The sequence below is a fragment of the Agrococcus sp. BE272 genome (assembly GCF_031457935.1).
GTDB lineage: Bacteria > Actinomycetota > Actinomycetes > Actinomycetales > Microbacteriaceae > Agrococcus > Agrococcus sediminis.
The window spans coordinates 740,168-761,005 of record NZ_JAVDXL010000001.1 but is presented as its reverse complement, the minus strand read 5'-3'; the positions used below and the strand labels follow the sequence as shown (position 1 = coordinate 761,005).

Annotated in this window: 21 protein-coding genes and 1 pseudogene; 16 read left to right on the top strand and 6 right to left on the bottom strand. The window is 70.4% G+C overall.

What is annotated here, in order from left to right; all coding sequences use genetic code 11:
• Nucleotides 1-80 precede the first annotated feature (80 nt).
• A complete protein-coding gene (locus tag J2X49_RS03685) occupies nt 81-779 on the top strand; it encodes an SDR family oxidoreductase (protein WP_310122678.1) in 699 nt (232 codons plus the stop codon).
• A 12-nt stretch (nt 780-791) separates the two neighbouring features.
• Here the strand turns inward: J2X49_RS03685 and J2X49_RS03680 are convergent, their stop codons facing one another.
• A complete protein-coding gene (locus tag J2X49_RS03680) occupies nt 792-1,469 on the bottom strand; it encodes a TetR/AcrR family transcriptional regulator (protein WP_310122675.1) in 678 nt (225 codons plus the stop codon).
• A 232-nt stretch (nt 1,470-1,701) separates the two neighbouring features.
• On the opposite strand from J2X49_RS03680, the gene J2X49_RS03675 reads away from it, so the two are divergent.
• The 14 genes and pseudogenes from J2X49_RS03675 to J2X49_RS03610 all read left to right on the top strand — a co-directional run bounded on the left by J2X49_RS03675 (nt 1,702) and on the right by J2X49_RS03610 (nt 16,068).
• Nucleotides 1,702-2,928 (top strand): ABC transporter substrate-binding protein, encoded by a 1,227-nt coding sequence (locus J2X49_RS03675; RefSeq protein WP_310122672.1) that lies wholly within the window; start codon nt 1,702-1,704, stop codon nt 2,926-2,928.
• On the top strand, nt 2,912-3,718 hold the full coding sequence (locus tag J2X49_RS03670) for an ATP-binding cassette domain-containing protein (protein ID WP_310122670.1): 807 nt from the start codon (nt 2,912-2,914) through the stop codon (nt 3,716-3,718). Before J2X49_RS03675 ends, J2X49_RS03670 begins: the two co-directional genes overlap by 17 nt.
• Complete coding sequence (locus J2X49_RS03665) at nt 3,715-4,449, top strand: ABC transporter ATP-binding protein (protein ID WP_310122668.1); 735 nt, start codon at nt 3,715-3,717, stop codon at nt 4,447-4,449. The genes J2X49_RS03670 and J2X49_RS03665 overlap by 4 nt, the downstream gene beginning before the upstream one ends.
• A 5-nt stretch (nt 4,450-4,454) precedes the next feature.
• The gene (locus J2X49_RS03660) at nt 4,455-5,300 is read left to right on the top strand and encodes a branched-chain amino acid ABC transporter permease (RefSeq protein WP_310122665.1); all 846 of its coding nucleotides are present in this window, start codon (nt 4,455-4,457) and stop codon (nt 5,298-5,300) included.
• Nucleotides 5,297-6,373 (top strand): branched-chain amino acid ABC transporter permease, encoded by a 1,077-nt coding sequence (locus J2X49_RS03655; protein WP_310122662.1) that lies wholly within the window; start codon nt 5,297-5,299, stop codon nt 6,371-6,373. The genes J2X49_RS03660 and J2X49_RS03655 overlap by 4 nt, the downstream gene beginning before the upstream one ends.
• Complete coding sequence (locus J2X49_RS03650; protein WP_310122660.1) at nt 6,370-7,209, top strand: cyclase family protein; 840 nt, start codon at nt 6,370-6,372, stop codon at nt 7,207-7,209. Before J2X49_RS03655 ends, J2X49_RS03650 begins: the two co-directional genes overlap by 4 nt.
• Nucleotides 7,210-7,220: 11 nt before the next feature.
• Nucleotides 7,221-9,113 carry an alpha/beta hydrolase gene (locus J2X49_RS03645; protein ID WP_310122657.1) on the top strand — a complete coding sequence of 631 codons (1,893 nt, stop codon included), beginning with the start codon at nt 7,221-7,223 and terminating at the stop codon, nt 9,111-9,113.
• Entirely contained in the window at nt 9,110-9,904 is a 795-nt protein-coding gene (locus J2X49_RS03640; protein ID WP_310122654.1) for an alpha/beta hydrolase, read from the top strand. The genes J2X49_RS03645 and J2X49_RS03640 overlap by 4 nt, the downstream gene beginning before the upstream one ends.
• 196 nt (nt 9,905-10,100) lie before the next feature.
• Nucleotides 10,101-10,462 (top strand): annotated as a pseudogene (locus tag J2X49_RS03635) (integrase core domain-containing protein); the annotation flags it as partial.
• A 178-nt stretch (nt 10,463-10,640) separates the two neighbouring features.
• A complete protein-coding gene (locus J2X49_RS03630; RefSeq protein ID WP_310122651.1) occupies nt 10,641-11,657 on the top strand; it encodes a tripartite tricarboxylate transporter substrate binding protein in 1,017 nt (338 codons plus the stop codon).
• Nucleotides 11,658-11,662: 5 nt separating this feature from the next.
• Nucleotides 11,663-12,193 carry a tripartite tricarboxylate transporter TctB family protein gene (locus tag J2X49_RS03625; RefSeq protein WP_310122649.1) on the top strand — a complete coding sequence of 177 codons (531 nt, stop codon included), beginning with the start codon at nt 11,663-11,665 and terminating at the stop codon, nt 12,191-12,193.
• A gap of 4 nt (nt 12,194-12,197) precedes the next feature.
• Nucleotides 12,198-13,895, top strand: a complete 1,698-nt coding sequence (locus tag J2X49_RS03620) for a tripartite tricarboxylate transporter permease (protein ID WP_310122647.1) — start codon at nt 12,198-12,200, stop codon at nt 13,893-13,895.
• A complete protein-coding gene (locus tag J2X49_RS03615; RefSeq protein ID WP_310122645.1) occupies nt 13,892-15,094 on the top strand; it encodes an MFS transporter in 1,203 nt (400 codons plus the stop codon). Before J2X49_RS03620 ends, J2X49_RS03615 begins: the two co-directional genes overlap by 4 nt.
• Entirely contained in the window at nt 15,091-16,068 is a 978-nt protein-coding gene (locus tag J2X49_RS03610; protein WP_310122643.1) for an NAD(P)H-quinone oxidoreductase, read from the top strand. The genes J2X49_RS03615 and J2X49_RS03610 overlap by 4 nt, the downstream gene beginning before the upstream one ends.
• Before the next feature lie 30 nt (nt 16,069-16,098).
• On the opposite strand, the gene J2X49_RS03605 is transcribed toward J2X49_RS03610, so the two are convergent.
• Both J2X49_RS03605 and J2X49_RS03600 read right to left on the bottom strand, forming a co-directional pair.
• Nucleotides 16,099-16,392, bottom strand: coding sequence for a HigA family addiction module antitoxin (locus J2X49_RS03605; protein ID WP_146355902.1), 294 nt, complete (start codon nt 16,390-16,392; stop codon nt 16,099-16,101).
• A 10-nt stretch (nt 16,393-16,402) separates the two neighbouring features.
• Nucleotides 16,403-16,684: a type II toxin-antitoxin system RelE/ParE family toxin gene (locus J2X49_RS03600; protein ID WP_310122638.1), complete on the bottom strand. Its 282-nt coding sequence runs from the start codon at nt 16,682-16,684 to the stop codon at nt 16,403-16,405.
• A gap of 145 nt (nt 16,685-16,829) precedes the next feature.
• Here J2X49_RS03600 and J2X49_RS03595 point away from each other — a divergent pair, with 145 nt between their 5' ends.
• Nucleotides 16,830-17,204, top strand: a complete 375-nt coding sequence (locus tag J2X49_RS03595; RefSeq protein WP_310122636.1) for a VanZ family protein — start codon at nt 16,830-16,832, stop codon at nt 17,202-17,204.
• Between the two features lie 12 nt (nt 17,205-17,216).
• Here J2X49_RS03595 and J2X49_RS03590 read toward each other — a convergent pair whose 3' ends face one another.
• From J2X49_RS03590 to J2X49_RS03580, 3 genes are all read right to left on the bottom strand, one after another.
• Nucleotides 17,217-18,473, bottom strand: coding sequence for an alpha-hydroxy acid oxidase (locus tag J2X49_RS03590; RefSeq protein ID WP_128189029.1), 1,257 nt, complete (start codon nt 18,471-18,473; stop codon nt 17,217-17,219).
• Between the two features lie 50 nt (nt 18,474-18,523).
• Complete coding sequence (locus J2X49_RS03585) at nt 18,524-19,867, bottom strand: MFS transporter (protein ID WP_310122632.1); 1,344 nt, start codon at nt 19,865-19,867, stop codon at nt 18,524-18,526.
• Nucleotides 19,868-19,994: 127 nt separating this feature from the next.
• Entirely contained in the window at nt 19,995-20,714 is a 720-nt protein-coding gene (locus tag J2X49_RS03580) for an FCD domain-containing protein (protein WP_310122629.1), read from the bottom strand.
• Nucleotides 20,715-20,838: the final 124 nt, after the last annotated feature.

Below are 20,838 nucleotides of genomic sequence, written 5' to 3'. Positions count from 1 at the left end.
GCTCACGAGTCCTTGTCGACGTCGCAGTAACCGAAGTACGCTCTCACTACTTCCAGGGAAGAAGACGCAAAGGAGCGGTCATGGCGGAGCGAGTGCTCATCACGGGCGGCGGCAGAGGCATCGGGGCGGCGACTGCCGAGCGCTGCCGCGCCGAGGGCTGGGAGCCCATCACGATCGATCTGCGCGACGGTGATATCGCGGCTGACCTCGGTGATCCGGACTCGACGCGCAAGGCCCTCGAGGAGGCGCTCGCCGATGGCCCGATCACTCGGCTCGTCAACAACGTCGGCATGATCGACGTCGCCGCGATCGAGGACGTGACGCTCGACCAGCTCGACCGGGTGGTGCGGGTCAACCTGCAGTCTGCGCTCCTCGCCGTGCAGGCGCTGCTGCCGGGCATGAAGGAGGCCGGCTTCGGTCGCATCGTGAACATCGCGTCTCGTGCGGCGCTCGGCAAGGAGGGCCGCACGACGTACGCCGCGACGAAGGCCGGCCTCCTCGGCGCAACGCGCACGTGGGCGCTGGAGCTCGGCGCGCACAGCATCACGGTCAACGCGATCGGCCCGGGTCCGATCGAGACCCCATTGTTCTCCCAGGCCAACCCGCCCGGGGCGCCCGCGACGCAGCAGATCATCGACTCGATCCCGGTGCGCCGCATGGGACAACCCGAGGACATCGCCCATGCGGTCGCGGGATTCCTCGACTCGCGCGCCGGGTTCACGACCGGCCAGACGCTCTACGTCTGCGGCGGCAAGACCGTGGGGCTCGTCACCGTCTGACGGCGACGCGGGTCAGGAGGTCTGACTCCGCGGCGCGGCGAGGGGCTCGAGCTGTGCGCGCAATCGCACCTCGAGTCTCTCCCATATGGTGGCCGGGTCGAAGCCGCGAACGGGCGTCCGGTCGATCTCGTGCATGTACGTGCCGTGGCAGTTCTGCGCGACGACGAGCGGGTCGACGATTCCGGTCAACGTGCCGACGTCCTGACCTTCCCGCAGGATCTGCGCGACAAGTCGGATAGTACGGTCGCCCTGTGAGATGTGGCGCGCGCTCTCCGTACCGGGCTTGAAGCCCTCGCGCAGGTAGAGCGAAGCGTTCGCCGGGTTGATGAGGTAGAACGCGCATCGCAAACGGTAGGCGTTCAGGACGCGCTCGATGAAAAACGCCGCAGTCGGCGTATCGGCTCGGCGCTGGGCGACCATGCGCGAGTCTTCCTCCTCGATGCGGTTGAGCTCGGCATCGAGCTGGTCGCCGTAGACGATCGTCAGCAGCTCGTGCTTCGAGCCGATGTGGCGGAACAGCGTCGCCTCACCCATGCCGGCCTCAGCCGCCACAGCCTTCGTCGTGATCTCTTCGAAAGAGTGGGTCAGCAGGAGACGGGCGGCGGCCTCCGCGATCTGCTGCTGCCGCAGCAGTTTCGCCCGACCACGACGGCCGACCGGTCGGCCCGCAGGAAGAGCGCCTGTGTTCATCCTGCCCCCTCTCGCGCGGAATCGGCAGCGCTCCGGTCAGCGGCGCCGTTCCGACGACACTAGCCGCGCGACAAGCCGTGAGGTCGGCGGCGCAGTGATCAGGCGTCTTTATCGGGCCGCGATGCGCATTGACACCGCACTCACGCGCTCCTTAGGTTGAGGTCCCAAGTGATAGTGCACTTCGGTTATGCCGCATCGCGTGGCCCGGAGCGCCAGGATCGAAGGAGATCTCATGCGTCGTCGCACCCGTATTGGGCTTGCCGCCATTGCAGTCGGGGCTCTCGCCCTCTCGGCTTGCGCGAATACCACGGAGGGGAGCCCGACCGCCGGTTCGGACACCGGCGACGATAGCGGCCCGTACCGCGTCGGGGTGCTCGTCCCCACGACCGGCGCGCTCTCGGCCGTCGGTGAGGCGATGCGCGACGGCATCACGGTGCAGGCCGACATCATCAACGAGCAGGGCGGCGTCAACGGCCGCGAGATCGAGTTGATCTTCAAGGATGACCAGTCGACCCCCGAGATCGGCGTCACGGCGATGAACGAGTTCGTCCGAGACGACGTCGACGCGGTCCTGGGCGGGTACGCGAGCGCCGTGACGCTCGCAGTCCAGCCCATCGCGGCACGCGCCAACATGCTGTACTTCGTCGCTGGCTCGCAGACGTCGCAGATGTTCGGCGACGCCGACCCGAACGCGCTGCGCATCAACACCAACAGCGAGGTCGCCGGCTACTCTGCCGCCCGCTACATCGCCGACTCCGGCGCCGAGACCGTCGGCATCCTCTGGGAGAACAGCGCCTACGGCCAGGACGCCCTCGCCCAATTCGAGTCGGAGCTCGAGTCGATTGGCGGCGTGGAGATCGTCGAGTCGGCGCAGTTCGAGACGGGGGACACTGACTTCCGCACGGCCGTCGGCAACGTCAAGGCCGCCGACCCGGACGTCGCCATCACCTTCGCCTCTCAGGCTCTCACCGGGCAGGTCGTGCTCATGCAGCAGCTCACGGCCGCCGAACTCGACTCTCAACTGATGGCCGGATTCGGCACGGTGTTCCCGGAGACGATCGAGCTCGCGGGGGAGTCTGCCGAGGGCTGGATCTCGGCCGACATCTACTACCCGTCGAACGAGCCGTTCACGTCATACGAGGCGAACGTCGCTCTCTCAGAGGGTTATTCCGAGCTGCGCGGCGGCGAGGCACCCAACCGCTGGGCCGCGGTGACGGCGCAATCGCTCATCCTCTGGGCGCAGACCGTCGAGGAGATCGACACCACCGAGGCGGCCGCGGTCGCGGACGCGATCAAGGGCGGGTCGTTCGAGAACACGATCCTCGGCGACGTGACCGTCACCGAGCAGGGCCAGATGACCGCGACGGTGCAGATCTACCGCATCGAGGACGGTCAGCCGGTTCCCGTGCAGCCGATCGAGATCCCGGAAGGGGTGTGGCAGGTTGGCGCCGCTGACTGACGCAAGGACGGGCGGCGCGGCCGCGTCGCCCGTTCTGAGGGTTGAGGACCTCACGATCCGATACGGCGCGTACACTGCGCTCGAGTCCTTTGCCTGCACGGCTGACGCGGGCCGCATCCTCGGCCTCATCGGCCCCAATGGCGCAGGCAAGTCGAGCACCTTTGCCGGCATGACGGCATCGGTGCCGAAGGCGAGCGGCCGCATCGTGCTCGACGGCCAGGACGTGAGCCGGTGGCACAACCAGCGGCTCGCGCGCGCGGGCCTCCGTCGCACGTTCCAGCAGAACTCGTTCTTCGTCGAGCTCGACGTGCTCGAGAACGCGACGTCATCGCTCGTGCTCACGCGGGAGGTGGGGCTCGGAACGTCGCTCGTCGCGCCGTGGATCGAGGCGCGCAAGCGCTCCGACACCCGGGACCAGGCCGCGGCACTGCTTGAGCGCTTCGGCATCGCCTCGCGCTTCTTCGGCTCGAATCCTGACAAGCTGCCCTACGGCCTGCAGCGCACGATGTCGATCGCGCTCGCCTATGGCGAGGGGGCGCGGGCGCTCCTGCTCGACGAGCCGGCCGCGGGCGTGGGCGGCGAGGACCTCGAGCACCTGCAGCACGTGCTGCATGACCTGCGGGACGAAGGAGTCGCCGTCGTGCTCATCGAGCACCACATGGACTTGCTGATGGCAGTGGCGGACGAGGTGATCGTGCTCGACCGCGGTAGGACGATCGCTGCCGGCACCCCTCAGCACGTGCAGGCGGACCCTCACGTACTCGAGGCCTACCTCGGGACCGCGGCATGAGCCGCGACGTGCTCGTCGCCAGCGAGGTCACGGTGCGCTACGGCGGCAACCGGGCGGTCGACGGCATGTCGATGCGCATCCGCGAGGGGGAGCTCGTCGCGGTAGCGGGCGGCAACGGCGCCGGCAAGAGCACTTTCGTCGGCGCCGTCGCGGGCTGGTCCCGTGGCACGCCGACGGTCACCGGCCGCGTCGAACTCGCCGGTCGCGACATCTCCGGCCTCTCGGCGCACGCGCGAGCCCGGCTCGGCGTCACGCTCGTACCGGAGGGACTGGGGGCGTTCGCCCAGATGACCGTCAAGGAGAACCTCACGCTCGCTCGACCTCCGAAGGACGCAGCCAGGCGGGCGTACGAGCTCGACGAGATCTTCGAGATCTTCCCAAACCTGGGCGAGCGCCAGGGGCAGATCACGGGCAGCCTCTCGGGCGGTGAGCGGCAGATGGTCGCCGTGGCCCGGGCGCTCCGCGGCGCACCGCAGGTGCTCATCCTCGATGAGCCATCCGTCGGGCTCGCGCCGAAGATCGTCGAGGAGCTCCTTCGGAGCGTGCGGCGGCTCGTCGACACGACTGGGCTCGCCGTGCTGCTCGTCGAGCAGAACGTGCGTGCCGCGCTCGCCGTCGCCGACGAGCTGCACCTCATCGAGCGCGGAAGGACCGTGGTGCAAGGGCCCGCCGCCGAACTCGCCGATGATCCGCGCATCAGCGCCGTCTACCTGGGGGGTACCCACGCATGAGGCTCATGGATCTGCTGGCCGATGGGGTCGCGCTCGGCGCGGGCTATGCGCTGCTGGCGATCGGCTGGACCGTGCTGTTGGGTGCTGCGCGCCTCGTCAACTTCGCCACCGGTCAGCTCTACATGCTCGGCGGCTTCACCACCTGGTGGCTCGTCGCGCAACTGGGCATCCCGTACTACTTGGCGCTGCCGCTCATCATCCTCGGCGGAGTCATCATCGGCGCGCTCATGCAATTCGTGCTCGCGCGGCTCATCGCCGAGCGGAACCTCGTCAGCATCATGCTCGCGACCCTCGCGATCGGCTTCGCTTTCAGCGGCCTTGCCGGCATCGTCTTCGGCGACAACCCGCAGATCGTGCCGAGTCCGCTGGCCGGTGGCCAGATTGCCTTCGGTGACTCGCGACTGCCGCACCAGGATGCGCTCATCATCGTGCTCGCGGTCGTCATGTACGTGGCGGTCTGGTTCGTCCTGAAGCGCACGAGGGCTGGCGCCTACGTCCGTGCCGTCTCCGAGGATCCGCCGCTGGCGACGCTCTACGGGATCAATCCGATGTGGATCTACGCCGGCGTCCTCGGCTTCTCCGTCGCGGCCGCGATGGTGTCCGGATGGGCGCTCACGCCCCGCGGGCCCATCTTGACGTCCATCGGCTTCCAAGAGGTGATCATCACCTTCGCGGTCGTCGTGATCGGCGGCATCGGGCGGATTTGGGGCAACTTCATCGCCGCGATCGGGCTCGGCCTGTTCGTGGCGCTCATCAGCCAGATTTGGGTCGCCGGGTATGCCATGGCGGCTGCGTTCGCAGTCGTGATCGTATTCCTGGTCGCTCGCCGACAGGAGGTCGGGGTCCGATGACCGCAACGAAGAACGTCTCGCGCGGCGCGGCGGCGCTCGCGCTGCTGCGCGCCCGTTGGCTGCTCTACGTCGCGATCGGCGCGGTCGCCTACTTGCTGCCGAGCGTCTTCGGCGGCGGCTCGCTCGCCTACGAGACGCTGGTGCTCGTTGCGATCTTCGCGATCATGGCTTACGGCGCCGATTTCGTGCTGTCCTATCTCGGCGAGGTGAGCTTGGGGCACACGCTCTTCTTCGCGGCCGGTGCCTACATCACGGCGATCGCCGCGACGAAGTGGGGCTTCTCGACGCTGGCGACTCTGGGCGCTTCGCTCGTGCTGACCGTGGTCCTCGCCCTCATCGTCGGGCTCTTCACGCTCCGGACGAGCGCGTTCGTCTTCTCACTGGTGACGTACGGATCGGCGTTCATCGCACTGACCGTGGTGGCCAACACACCCTTCCTCGGTGGCACGGACGGGATCGTCAGCATTCCTCCGATGGAGCTGCCGGCGTTCGGTGGCAGCTATGTCGCACTGACGCCGGAGCAGATCTGGCCGATCGCGTTCGCGTGCCTCGCCCTCGTCGTCTTCTTCGTCTCGCGCTTCCGCCGCTCGCGGCTCGGCGTCTCGGCGACGATGGTGCAGTCCAATCGACCGCTCGCGGCATCGCTCGGGATCGACGCCGGTCGCACGCGCCTCATGGTGTTCGTCATCTCGGCACCCGTCTCGGCGATCGCTGGTTGGCTGTATGCCTACCTGCGGTCCTACGTGAGCCTCAATCTCTTTGAGCCGTACTTCCTGCTGCTGATGTTGACGGCGATCATCCTGCCTGGCAGGCGACAGCTGCTGGGACCCATCATTGGGACCGCGATCCTGGTGCTGCAGCAGCAGCTCTTTTCTCTCGGCGCGCACGGCGACGACATAGTCCTCGGCATCGTCCTCACGGTCGTGCTCGTGCTGTGGCCAGGAGGCCTGGCCGGCATTGCGACCTCAATCCGCGAGCGTCTCGCCGAGCGGCGGCGGCGCGCGGCCGAGGAAGGCCCGGTGCGAGGCGACGCGCCGGACCATGAGCAGGAGCTGGCGGAGGTACGCGAATGAACGAGCACGAGGAGCGGCTCTCGTGGCGGATGCCGGTGGCCTTCCCTCCGCCCGGGGACTACGAGCTAGTCGACCTCTCGCAGCCGATGTACACCGGCATCCCACATCACCCTGCCCATCCGCCCTACAGCTTCACGCTCACGAAGAAGCACGGCGACGTGGTCTACCCGGGCGGCGTCTCCGGGGCGGCAGAGATGATCACAACGAGCGGCCACGTCGGCACGCACGTTGACGGCTTCTCGCACGTCGCACGCGACGGGCGGATGCTGCACGACGTCGACATCATTCCCGCGCAGTCGTATGGAGAGGGGATGGGCTGGCACTCCGTGCACACGTTGAGCCCGATGTTCGCCGTCGCGCACCTCGTCGATCTGCCGCTGCTCCTGGGCCGACCGCTCACGCCCGACGACGGCGCGACGGCGGAGCTCCTCGACGCGTGGTTCTCGGAGCGCGAGCAGCCCAAGGCCGGGGAGATCGTGCTCATCCGCACGGGCTGGGGCGCGAAGTGGGACGACCCGAAGACGTTCATCGGAGCGATGTCGGGTCTGCCCGGCGTCACCCTCGACGGCGGCCGATGGCTCAGCGCGCGCTCGCTCCGCGCGGCCGGCACCGACACGATCTCGTTCGAGAAGGTGCCCAACCACTCGCTCGACGTGCACGTGCACCTGCTTGTCGAGACAGGAATCTCGATCATCGAAGCGCTGAACCTCGAGCAGCTCGTCGGCCGCGGCATCGACAGCTTCTTCTTCGCGGCGTCGCCGCTGCATCTTCGCGGTGCGACCGGTTCGCCGATCCGGCCGCTCGCGTTCGTGCGCGCCCAGGCGGAGGCGCGGTGAGCGCCGGGGTGATGCCCGAGTTCGTCGACGCGGGAGCCGCGTCCGTGCGGCTTTGGCGCGCGGGCTCCGGCGCCGCGACGATCGTGCTGAGCGATCTCACGACCGCGACAAGCTCCGCGGTTGGGCGGCTCGCGGCACTCGAGCCGGACAGGGAGTTCATCGGGATCGAGCTGCCCGGATTCGGCGAGAGCGAGCTGCCGGCGGGCGACGCGTTGAGCGTCGATCGTCTCGTCCAGCTGATCGTCGAGACCCGGCGGAAGATCGGAGCGGTCGCGGCGCCGCTCGTCGCATTCGGCCACGCCGCCCCGATCGCCGAAGCGCTCATCGAGGCCGCGGCGGTGGACGCGGGGCTCGTCGGGGTCTTTGTGGGTCCCGGTCGGACGCAGCGAGTCTCCGCGCCGCCCGATCTCACCGTGCGCGCGGACGGCACGCACCTCGTGCGGCTGTGGAGCTTCCTCCGGGACAGTGCGCTCCTCGGGGCGGGGGCGCGGGTCGATGCCCACGGCGCACCGCTCGAGAGCGTCGAGGCGATCGAGGCGGCGTTTCTCAGTGCCGCGCGAGATCCCGGGCGCTATCTCGAGCTGTGGCGTGCGCTGGCGTCGGGCGCCAATCCTGCCGCGCCACGGCGGGGGGAAGGAGAGCAGGCCGCGGCGCGTTGGGTTGCGAGCATCGATGCCGCGCCGCTTCCCGTGGTCCCGTCCGCGCCGCCCGCGCGCAGGCGCTACGTCATGACGCCGAGCGGCATTTTCCACTGCCGGATCACCGGCGAGGGCCGCGCGGTCCTCATTCTGCCGAGTGCGCCGGGATCGGCCGAACCCGTCGCGGTCGTCGCGGAGCGCCTCGCCCGCTCGCGCACCGCCATCGCGGTCGACTATCTCGGGAATGGCGACTCGAGCAAGCCCGAGGGCCCGATCGACGTGCCGTGGATCGCACGGTCGCTCCTGCAGCTCGCCGACGCCCTGCATCTCGATTCCTTCGACGTGTGGGGCACGCACACCGGCGCTAACGTCGCGCTCGAGATGTCCCTCATCGCTCCAGAGCGGATCGGGAGACTCGTCCTCGAGGCGCCCATCCTCATGGACACGGCCGAGGTGCGCGAGCTCGTGCAGCGCTACTTCCACGACATCTCGGCGACCGACTTCGGAGACCACGTGCTGCGCGCCTGGCAGCTCCGACGCGACATGTTCCTCTTCTGGCCTTGGTACGAGCGGTCGCGCGCGGCCGCGCGCGCGATCGGCGTGCCGCCGGTCGAGATGCTGCACGACTGGACCATTGGACTGCTCAAGAGCGGTGCAACGTACCCGCTCACCTATCGAGCCGCGTTCGAGTACCCGACCGCGGATCGGTTGCGGCTGCTCGAACACCCGGCACTCATTTGCGCGGGCCCGGCCGACATGCTCGCCGGTGCTCTGGCAGTGGCGCCCCGACTGGCCCCGGAAGCGACCGTGATGCCCACCGCCGCGACGGTCTGGTATCCGCGACAGTCGGCCGACGCCATCGAGTCGACGCTTTCCGCTTACGAGGCGTTCCTCGCGCCTGCGAGGCCTCAACTCCCCTTCGGTCCGCTGCTCGAGGATCGGCTCCGGGACTCCGCTCGCAGTGAGGAAGTCCGCGACAAGTCACGTCACCTGCCTGAGCTCCTCATCGCGGTCGAGAGCGAGGGCGCCCGTGCGTGCTTCGCGCTGTCGAGGGCGGGTGCTCGCGCTGCACCGATCGGCGATGCCGACATCACGATCACCGGCCCCGCCGAGGCCTGGTTCGCGGTCCTGTCCGGCGAGCACGCGCTCGTACGGGAGACGAACGTCCACCTCGGCAGACTTGCCGTCCGCGCCGACCCTGTCGTGTCGTCGTGGGCGATGCCCGCAATCGCGGCGCTGCTCAAGCCGAGAGGAGAGGCCGCATGATCAGCGGCTCGTACGTCGATGTCCTGGGCTTGAAGACATATTTCGAAGAGGCGGGCCAGGGCCCTGTCGTCATCCTGCTCCATACCGCAGGTCGCGACGGGAGGCAATGGCACGGCGTGATGGAAGAGCTCGCGTCACGCTTCCGGCTGATCGCCCCCGACCTGCCCGGGCATGGTCGCAGCTGGCCGTTGGGCGAGTCGGGCTGCCTCGACGACATCGAGGCGATCGGCGCCTGGATCAGCGACTTCGCGAACGCCGTAGGCGTGGAGCGCTACGCCTTCTGCGGCTGCTCGATGGGGGGCAACCTCGCGCTATTGATGCCGACGATCGACGCGAGGGTTGTCGCGACGGTCGCGCTGCAAGGTGCCGACCGCACGCCCACCATCTCGCAGTCGTCGCTCGACATGATGTGCGACCCTCGCGTGAGCCTGCCGCACGCCAACATGGACTTCACCATGAGCCTCGTCGGCGCCGCTGCCGACCCGGCGGGCCGGGACTTCATCCGATGGGGAGTGCGATCCATCAACGCGCCGGCGCAGCGCGGCGATCTCACGGCCTACTCGCACGGCGATATTCGCGACCGCATGGCGCTGGTCACGGTGCCCGTGACGCTCGTCCACGGGACTGAAGATTGGGTCGTCACGCGCCAAATGGTGGATGCCGCTGCATCGCGGCTCACCCACGCGGCGCGGGTCGAGGTGATCTCGTTGCCCCAGATAGGTCACTTCCCGCATGTCGAGGCCCCAGAGCAGGTCGCGAGGCTCATCGAGCAGGCGCTCGAAGTGCTCTAGCTGTACCCGGTCGGGACGTTGGTGGCACTGGTGTGAGGGGGACCCCCGCGGGTTGAGTGGAGTTGTCGACGCTTCACTGACCAACGGAGGTCCTCGTGTCTCACGCTAACGCCCGCCTGACATCGCGTGGGAGGCGGCTGATCATCGACCGGCATCTGGCCGGCTGGAAGCGGGCGCACCTCGCCGCCGCGATGGCGAGAAGGGCATCACCTGCGCCGGCTTCCTCCGCCGCGCTGCCGCCTACTTCGGGACCCACGGCATCGCCCGCATCGAGCGGCTGATGACCGACAACGCGCTCGCCTACCGGTTCTCGCTCCACGCCGTCGTCGCCGAGCTCGGCGCCCGGCAGGTGTCCATCCGACCCCACTGCCCTTGGCAGAACGGGAAAGTCGAACGCTTCAACCGCACCCTGCAGACCGAATGGGCCTACCGGCAACCGTTCACGAGCAACGACCAGCGCGCAGCCGCCCTTGCCCCCTGGCTCGAGCGCTACAACACTGAACGCACCCACTCAGCCATCGGCCCCCACCCGTCAGCCGACTGCAACCAACCTGCTGACCGGGTACATCTAGCGCGCGTCCCCACCCACCCCGCTCGGGCCGGTTCGAGACGATCAAGATTCGTCATCGCCGGTTGACGCTGCGGAGCGCACCCCACTACTGTCGCGGCAGTGGATTTTGAGAGTGGACTCTCGAAAGTTACACTCAGGGTGTCTGACAACGAAGTTAGGAGCGCCATGCGCAGCATGAGCAGCAAGAACGGCCGGTCGCTCATCGCGGCGGGCGCCATCATGGGAATCGCACTGCTGGCCGGCTGCAGCAGCGCGGCGGGCGGCGGCGGCGCCACCGAGGCGCCCGAGGGCGAGGGCGGCTCGGCCTTCCCCGCAGGCGACGTGCGCTTCGTCATCCCCTACGCCGCCGGCGGCCCCACCGACGTCACGGCGCGCGCGCTCGCACCGTGCCTCAGCGAGACGCTCGACACGAACGTCATCGCCGAGAACGTCACGGGCGGCTCCGGCGCGGTCGGCCTGCAGGACATGATCTCGAAGCCCGCCGACGGCCAGACGATCGCGATCGTCTCGCCCGGCATGGTCGTGCTCTCGCCGCTCGCGAACGGCCTCGACTACTCCCGCGAGGACATCACCTCCGTGGGCGTCATCTCCTACTCGCCGATGATCATGATCACCGGCGAGGGCTCCCCGCACACGACCGCCGAGGAGCTCTTCGCGGCCGCCGAGTCGGGCACCACCATCAACGTCGGCGTCTCGGGCGCATCGACGCCGCAGGCGATCGAGCTGCAGCGCCTCAGCGAGGAGTACGGCGTGCCCGTCACGGTCGTGCCCTTCGACGGCAGCGCCGGCGCGATCACGGCCCTGCTCGGCGGCCACGTCGACGCGATCTTCGTGAACGACCAGCAGGACGTCGTCGACCGCATCGAGTCGGGCGAGTTCAACGCGCTCGCCGTCTCGTCGCCCGAGCGCCAGGATCACCTCCCCGACGTGCCGACGCTCGCCGAGCTCGGCTACGAGGACCTCACCCTCGCGGTGACGATCTACGCGCTCGCGGCCCCGGCCGGCACGCCCGACGACGTCGTCACGACGCTCTCCGACGCGCTCGAGGGCTGCCTCGAGGACGAGGAGACGGTCGCGGCGATCGGCGAGAACTACGTGCCCGCCGAGTACCAGGACCGCGAGGACTTCGACGGCTTCCTCACGGAGGCCGAGGAGGTCTACACCGAGATCCTCTCGAGCTGACCGACATGACCGACCTCGCCGACCGCACCGGGCCCGACGCCGTGACCGACGCATCCGAGCGCCCCGAGGGGCTCCGCGGACGCAGGATCGCGCGCTGGAGCGCCGTGGCGCTGCTCGGCGCGGTCGGCGTGGCGGCCATCGTCCTCAGCATCGGCTACGGCCTCGGCACCGGCAGCATGCCGGGGCCGGGGCTGTGGCCGTTCATCGCCGCCGTCGTGCTGCTCGGCGCGACCGTCGTCGTCGCCATCACCGACTCGCTCGACGACTACGAGTCGTGGGGCACCTCCTCGGTGCGCACGCTCATCGCGCTCGCCTCGCTCGTCGTCTTCGCGGCGCTCTTCACGCTGCTCGGCTTCACCGTGCCGGCGATGCTGCTCATGCTGCTGTGGCTGCGCATGTTCGGCGACATGCGCTGGCGCACGGCCGCACCGCTCGCGGCCGGCGGCGCGATCGCGCTCTTCCTGCTCTTCGACGTCGTGCTCGGCGTGCCGCTGCCGCGGGACGTGCTCATGACGCCCCTGACCTCCTGGATGTGACGACGTGCTCGACGGACTGCTCCAAGGCTTCGGGGTCGCGCTCGACCCCATCAACCTGCTCTACGTCTTCGTCGGCGTCGTCATCGGCACCGCGATCGGCGTGCTCCCGGGCCTCGGCCCGACCGCCACCATCGCGCTGCTGCTGCCCCTCACCTACGCGCTCGACCCCGCGACGGCGATCATCATGCTCGCCGGCATCTACTACGGCTCGATGTACGGCGGCACGATCACCTCGGTGCTGCTGCGCATGCCCGGCGAGGCCGCCTCCGTCGTCACGACCTTCGACGGCTACCAGATGGCCAAGCAGGGCCGGGCCGGGCCCGCGCTCGGCATCGCCGCGATCGGCTCGTTCATCGGCGGCGTCGTCTCGGTCATCGGCCTCGCGATCTTCGCGCCGATGCTCGCCGAGGCCGCGCTCGCCTTCGGCCCGGTCGCCATGGTGGCGCTCATGGTGCTCGGCCTCATGCTCGTCACCTCGCTCGGCACGGGCTCGATGTGGAAGGCGCTCACGATGGCGGCCGTGGGCCTGCTGCTGTCGGTCGTCGGCCAGGACCCCATCAGCGGGGTGCCGCGCTTCACCTTCGACAGCGCGTCGCTGCTCGACGGCTTCGACTTCGTCGCGATCGCGATGGGCCTGTTCGGCGTGGGCGAGATCCTCCACAACCTCGAACAGGGCGGCCACATGCAGCTCGTGGCGAAGAAGATCAAGCGCATCCTCCCCACGCGCGAGGACGCGAAGCAGTCGGCCCTGCCGATCGCCCGCGGCTCGCTGCTCGGCTTCTTCATCGGCGTGCTCCCCGGCGGCGGCGGCGTGCTCTCGTCGCTCGCCTCCTACGCGCTCGAGAAGCGCGTCGCGAAGGACCCCTCGCGGTTCGGCAAGGGCGCCATCGAGGGCGTCGCCGGCCCCGAGACCGCGAACAACGCATCCTCGACCTCCGCCTTCGTGCCCCTGCTGGTGCTCGGCATCCCCTCGAACGTCGTGCTCGCGCTCATCTTCGGCGCGCTGCTCATCCAGGGCATCACGCCCGGGCCCGGCCTCATCCCGAACCACCCCGACATCTTCTGGGGCGTGGTCGCGTCGATGCTCATCGGCAACGCGATGCTGCTCGTGCTCAACATGCCGATGGTCGGCATCTTCATCCAGCTGCTGCGCGTGCCCATCGGCATCCTCGTCACCTTCGCGATGGCGATCGTGCTCATCGGCACCTTCTCGATCTCGAACGACCCGTTCGACATCTGGCTCGTGCTCGGCTTCGGCGTGCTCGGCTGGCTCATGAAGCGCACCGGCTTCGACCCGGGCCCGCTCGTGCTCGCCTTCGTGCTCGGGCCGATCCTCGAGGCGTCGGTGCGCCAGTCGCTGCTCATCTCCGGCGGCGACCCGGCCATCTTCGTCAGCGACCCCATCGCCATCACCATCTACTCGGCCCTCGCGCTCGGCTTCGGCATCGCGTTCGTCCGGCGGCTCCGCAAGGGCAAGCCGGCGCTCCTCGAGCAGGCCCGGCACATCCCGCCGCCCACCGGCCTCGTGCCCGTCACGCGCGGCAAGCGTGCGGGCAAGGGCGGGGCGGATGCGTCGGCGGAGCCCGGCACGGACGGTGCGGGCGCCGGCGCCGGCACGGCCGCGGTCGCGGACGACGCGGCGGCCGCCGACGCCGACGGGCGCAGCGAGGAGGAGCGCGCGGAGGACGCGCGCCGGCGGTGAGGCCCGACGGGCGGGAGCGGTCGCTCGTCGCGGCGCTCTTCGTCTCCGGCTTCGCCACCTTCTCGCAGCTGTTCGACGCGCAGGCGATCCTGCCGAGCCTCGCGAGCGACCTCGGCATCTCGAGCGCGACCGCGTCGCTCGCCGTCTCGGCCACGACCTCCGGCATCGCCCTGTCGGTGCTGCCGTGGGCGTGGCTCTCGGATCGCATCGGCCGCACCGCCGTGATGCGCATCAGCCTCATCGCCACGACGGTGCTCGCGCTCGCGGCGCCGCTCGCGCCGACGCTCGAGGCGCTCATCGCGATGCGCGCGCTCACGGGCGTCGCGCTCGGCGGCATCCAGGCGGTCGCGATGGCGCTGCTCGTCGAGGTGCTGCCCCGCCACCGGGTGCCGGCCGCGGCGGCCGTCTACATCACCGGCAACACGATCGGCGGCGTCACGGGCCGCGTGATCGCGGGCCCGGTGAGCGAGCTGCTGCACTGGCGCGTGGGCCTGCTCGTCGTCGCCGGCATCGGCCTGATCGCGTGCCTGCTCTTCTTCGTGCTGCTGCCGCGCGGCATCGAGCAGCGCGACGGCCGCGTCGTCTCGATGCGCGAGGCGCTCTGGAACGTCGGCCACCACCTGTCGCGCTGGACCACGGTCTCGATCTACGTCCAGGGCTTCCTCGTGATGGGCGCGTTCACCGCCGTCTACAACTACCTCGGCTTCCACCTCATCGACGACCCGTTCCGGGTGCCGGCCGCGCTCGCGAGCCTGTTCTTCCTCGTCTACTTCGCCGGGGCCGCGAGCGCCCGCGTCGCCGGCGCGCTCGCCGCGCGCATCCCGCCGTGGGCCGTCGTGCTCGGCGGCGGCGTCGCCGTCGCGCTCGCCGCGCTGCCGATGCAGGCGACGAGCATCGGGGTGCTGCTCGCCGGCATCACGCTCCTGACGGTCGGCACCTTCATGGCGCATCCGATGTCGAGCACGCTCTCGGGGCTCGCCGCCGACCGGGGCCGCGCGCAGTCCACGGCGCTCTACCAGCTCAGCTGGCTCGCGGGTGCGGCACTGTGGGGGTGGTTCGGCGGCGTGCTCTACGACGAGCTCGGATGGAGCGGGGTCGTGGGGCTGTCGACCGCGCTGGCGATCGGGGCGGCCGGGATCGCGGCCAGCCGGGCGTGGGCGACCAGGACAGGACTCAGCGGAGAAGGGCGGACGGCATGAAGGCGATGCAGCACGACGCGGACGGCGCGATGACGTGGACGGAGGTGCCCGACCCGGTCGCGGCGCCCGGTGAGGTGATCGTCGAGATCGCCGCGGCCGCGGTGAACCGCGCCGACCTCATGCAGCGCGCGGGGAAGTATCCGCCGCCGCCGGGGGAGTCGGAGATCCTCGGCCTCGAGTGCTCGGGCACGATCGTCGCGCTCGGCGAGGGCGTGACCGGCTGGGCGGTCGGCGACGAGGTGTGCGCGCTGCTCGCCGGCGGCGGCTACGCCGAGCGGGCAGCGGTGCCGACGACGCAGCTGCTGCCGGTGCCCGAGGGCGTGCCGCTCGCCGAGGCCGCGGCGCTGCCGGAGGCGGTGTGCACCGTGTGGACCGCGATGCGCGACCTGCCCGCGCCCGAGCCCGGCGACCTCGCGCTCGTGCACGGCGGCAGCGGCGGCATCGGCACGATGGCGATCCAGCTGCTGCGCGCCGCGGGCTGGCGCGTCGCCACCACGGCGAGCGCCCGGCACCACGAGCTCTGCCGCTCGCTCGGCACCGAGCTCGTCATCGACTACCGCGCCGACGACTTCGTCGAGGCGGTGCAGGCCGCCACCGAGGGCCGCGGCGCCGGCGCCATCCTCGACGTCATCGGCGCCGACTACCTGGGCCGCAACCTCGAGGCGCTCGCGCTCGACGGCACCCTCACGGTGATCGCCGTGCAGGGCGGCACGCGCGCCGAGGTGGATCTCCGCCGGCTCATGCAGCGCCGCGTGACGCTGCGGGCGATGACGCTGCGCGCCCGCCCGCGCACCGGGCGCGGCTCGAAGGCGGCTGTGATCGCCGAGGTGCGCGAGCGCATCTGGCCCGGCTTCGCCGCGGGGCAGCTGCGGCCGGTCATCGGCGCGACGGTGCCGCTCGTCGAGGCCGACCGCGCCCACGCGCTCATGGGGTCGGCGGATGCGCCGGGGGGCAAGCTGCTGCTCGTGCGGTAGGCGGGCGGCGCGGTTGCGCGCGCGCCCCCGTTACGCCGACTGCAGCGGGCGGATCTCCTCCAGGCGCGCTCCGATGCGGTCGCGCTCGCTCTCGAGGTCGAAGCGCGACTGCAGGTTCACCCAGAACTGCGCCGAGGTGCCGAAGTAGCGTGCGAGCCGCAGCGCCGTGTCGGCAGTGAGGCGGCGCTTGCCGTGGACGATCTCGTTGATCCGGCGGGGCGGCACCCCGATCGCGACCGCGACCCGGTGCTGCGTGACGCCCAGCGGCACGAGGAACTCCTCGTGGAGCACCTCGCCGGGGTGCACTGGCTCCAGCTTGCTCATCGCTCCTCCTTCAGTGGCAGTCGACGATCTCGACGCCGGTCGGGCCGCTCGACGTCCAGACGAAGCAGATGCGCCACTGGTCGTTGATGCGGATGCTGTGCTGACCTGCTCGTCCTGCCTTGAGTGCTTCGAGCCGGTTCCCGGGCGGGATCCGCAGGTCGTCGATGGTCGCTGCGGCGTCGATCATCGCCAGCTTTCGCAGCGCGGTCCGCATGATCCGGGGATCGAGCGACCGCACCGACTCGCGCTGCCACAACCGCTCGGTCTCGCGATCGCCGAACGACTGGATCACGAGCAGAGTGTATAACGCGTGGCGTTATGAACGCAACGCGTTATGGGCCGCTTCCCCGTACTTGCCATGATCCGATGATGCGCTCAGGGATGACTCCGGGGGCAGGGTCGTCGGGCCGCTGTGGAAGAGATGCGACGATCGACGCATGCGAGTGGGCGTGCGTCGGGTGGCGGGGGCGCTCTTCGCGCTCGCGCTCGTCGCGCAGCTCGTCGTGCTCTACCTGCCGAGCCCGCCGTCCGACCTGCCGCAGGCGCCCGGGCTCGACAAGGTGCTGCACGCGGCGGTGTTCCTCGCGCCGGCGCTGCTCGGCGTGCTCGCGGGCCTCGCGCCCGCCTGGCTCGGGGCGGCGCTCGCAGCCCACGCCGTCGCCTCCGAGCTCATCCAGCACGCGCTGCTCGCCGAGCGCTCCGGCGACCCGTGGGACGCGGTCGCCGACCTCGTCGGCGTCGCGCTGGGCCTCGCGCTCGGCCTGCTGCTGCGCCGCCGCTTCGCAGGCCGCCGGCGGGTGCCGGCGGCCTGAGGAGTCGCCCGCTCAGCCCTCGATGCGCTCCGCCGCGTCGCGCGCGATCGGCGTGAGCCGCTGCAGCTGCGTCACGTGGCGCGGCTCGAGCTCGTCGAGCGACGAGACGCCCAGCAGCGCCATGGTGCGCTCGATCTCGGAGCGCAGGATGGCGATCGTGCGGTCGACGCCCTGGCGCCCGCCGGCCATCAGGCCGTAGAGGTAGGCGCGGCCGATGAGCGTGAACTTGGCGCCGAGCGCCACCGAGGCGACGATGTCGGCGCCGTGCATGATGCCCGTGTCGACCATGACCGTCGCGTCGCGGCCGACTTCGCGCACGACCTGCGGCAGCAGGTGGAACGGCACGGGCGCGCGGTCGAGCTGGCGCCCGCCGTGGTTCGAGAGCACGATGCCGTCGACGCCGCCCTCGATGAGCCGCACCGCATCCGGCACGTTCTGCACGCCCTTGACGACGAGCTTCCCCGGCCACATGGAGCGGATGACGTCGAGGTCGTCGTACGAGATGGTCGGGTCGAAGGCGTTGTTGATGAGCTCGCCCACGGTGCCGCCGGTCGTCGACAGCGACGCGAACTCGAGCTTGGGCGTCGTGAGGAAGTCGAACCACCACCACGGGCGGGGGATCGCGTCGACGACGGTCTTGAGCGTCAGCTGCGGCGGGATCGAGAAGCCGTTGCGCTTGTCGCGCAGGCGCGCGCCGGCGATGGGCGTGTCGACCGTGAACATGAGGGTGTCGTAGCCGGCCGCGGCCGCGCGCTCGACGAGCCCGTACGAGACCTCGCGGTCGCGCATGACGTAGAGCTGGAACCAGTTGCGCCCGTGCGGGTTGACCGCCTTGACGTCCTCGATCGTGGTGGTGCCGAGCGTCGAGAGCGTGAAGGGGATGCCTGCGGCGGCCGCGGCGCCGGCGCCGGCGGTCTCGCCCTCGGCCTGCATGAGGCGCGTGAAGCCCGTGGGCGCGATGCCGAAGGGCATCGAGCTCGGGCCGCCCAGCACGGTCGTCGACGTGTCGACGCTCGCGGCGGGCCGCAGGATGTCGGGGTGGAACTCGACGTCCTCGAAGGCCTGCCTCGCGCGGGTGAGCGAGACCTCGCCGTCGGCGGCGCCGTCGGTGTAGTCGAAGGCGGCGGCCGGGGTGCGCCGCTTGGCGATCGCCCGCAGGTCGTCGATCGTGAGGGCCGCGTCGAGCCGGCGCCGACGGGCGTCGAGGTCGGGACGCTTGAACTGCATGAGCTCGGCGAGCTCGCCGAGTCGGGGGAGTTGTCGCTTCATGATGCTCCTCGGTGTGGATGCGGGACGGATGGGCGCGGCTGGCGCGGCGCTCAGCGCACGTCGGGCACGGGATCGCTCGTCGTGGCCTCCTGCGTCGCCTCGACGTGCGCGACGCGCGAGATGAAGAATGAGGCGACGACCGACAGGCCGGCGCAGATGGCCACGTAGACGGCGATCGGCCACCACTCGCCGCCGCTCGCCTCGAGCAGCCACGCCGCGATCAGCGGCGCGGTGCCGCCGAAGATCGCAGCGCCCACCTGGTAGCCGAGCGTCGCGCCGGTGTAGCGCACCTCGGGGCTGAAGCTCTCGGCGATCAGCGTGCCGAGGATCGCGTTCACGCTGCCCCACAGCAGGCCAAACGCGACGATGGTCGCGGCGAAGACCGCCCACGTCTCACCGGTGTTCAGGACCCAGAAGTAGGGCGCGACGAGCACGATCGTCGCCGTCGCCGAGATCCGGTAGAGCACGGCGCGGCCGACGCGGTCGGAGAGATGGCCGAAGAACGGCATCCACACCGTGGCGACGAGCGCCGCGGCCGCGACGGCGAGCAGCACGATGTTCTGGCGCACGTCGAGGATGTTCGTGGCGTAGGCGATCACGTAGGTGCCGAAGATGTAGAAGGGGCCGGTCTCGGCGGCCTTCGCGCCGATCGAGACGAGCACGGCGCCCCAGTGCTTCGTGACGACCTCCTTGATGGGCAGGCGCAGGCGCGCGCCGGTGTCGCGGATCCGCTGGAACTCGGGCGTCTCGTCCAGTCCGTTGCGGATCCACAGGCCGATGAAGACCAGCACGACGCTCGCGACGAACGGGATCCGCCAGCCCCATGCCAGGAACTGGTCCTCGGGCATGAGCGTCAGCAGCGCGACGACGGCCGAGGCGAGGAGCAGGCCGAGGCTGATGCCCATCTGCGGCACGGCACCGTAGAGGCCTCGGCGGTGCTTCGGTGCGTACTCGTAGGCCAGCAGCAGGGCTCCGCCCCACTCGCCGCCGATGCCGATGCCCTGCATGATGCGGAAGAGGACGAGCAGGATCGGGGCCCAGATGCCGATCGCCGAGTAGTCGGGCAGGAGGCCGATCGCGACGGTGCCGCCGCCCATCAGCATCAGCGTGAGGAACAGCGTCTTCTTGCGGCCGATCCGGTCGCCGATGTGCGCGAAGACGACGCCGCCGATGGGCCGGAAGAAGAACGTCAGCGAGAACGACGCGTAGGCCAGCAGCGTCGAGATGAACGGGTCGTCGGTGGGGAAGAAGATGCGGTTGAAGACGAGGGCGGCGACCGTGCCGTACACGAGGAAGTCGAACCACTCGATGACGCTGCCGGAGAGGCTGCCGAACAGGACGCGGTAGTTGAGCCGATGCGGCGGCTGAGCTGCGGGAGCAGAGGTGCTGGACACGGTTTCTCTCCTTCGAGAAGCGTTCGAGTGTGGTCGGACCATGTGGTCAGACCACAGCGACGATAGAGCAGCGGGCACCCGCCGTCAAGCGCCGAAGGCGCGCGGTCCGCACCGGCGGAGCGCGTCGCTACCCCGTCGCGTCCGTCGCGGTGCGAGCGCCGTCCGGCTCCGTCGAGGTCTCGGCGTAGTAGCCGCGGATGTGGTCGCGAAGCAGCGCTGCAGCGCCCTCCCGGTCGTCGGCGCGCATCCGCTCATAGATGCCGCGATGCTCGGCGCGGAGCCGCGTCGCCGTCGTCGGCCAGTCGGGCAGCGCCTGCGCGCGCGCGAGCGTGTGGTCGGCGATGGAGGTGCGCAGCGCGTCCATGAGCGTGCTGATGAGCGGATTGCCCGCCGCGCGCGACAGCGCGACGTGGAACTCGGCGTCGAGCTGGAGGAACTCGGGCACGCCGAGCCCGGGGTCGTCCATGCGGTCGAGGAGGCGCTCGGCCGTCGGCCAGTCGCCGCTGGCGAGATCGGCGTGCTCGGCGCTCCAGGCCTCGAGCAGCAGCCGCACCTCGAACACGTGGGCGTGCTCGACGTGGCGGGTCGCGAGCTGCAGGTTGAGCGAGAGGGCGAGCGCCTGACCCGGTGACGCGGTGATGATCGTGCCCGAGCGCGGGCCGGAGCCGGTCGAGGTGCGGATGGCGCCGACCGCCTCGAGCACGCGGAGGGCCTCCCGCAGCGATCCGCGCGACACGCCCAGCGTCTCGGCGAGCGCGCGTTCACCGGGCAGGTGATCGCCGATCGACAGCCGGCCGCTCTGCAGCTCGGCCGTCACCCAGCCCATCACGGTCTCGTGCGCCTTCATCGCCCCGAGTATCGCAGTGCCACCAGGCACTCGGCCGCGCCCACGCGGTCATGGCTGCGCCGCGCGACCGATCGAGGAGCGAATCGGAGCCCGCCGCGGATCGAGGAGCGAGCCTCCTCGTTCC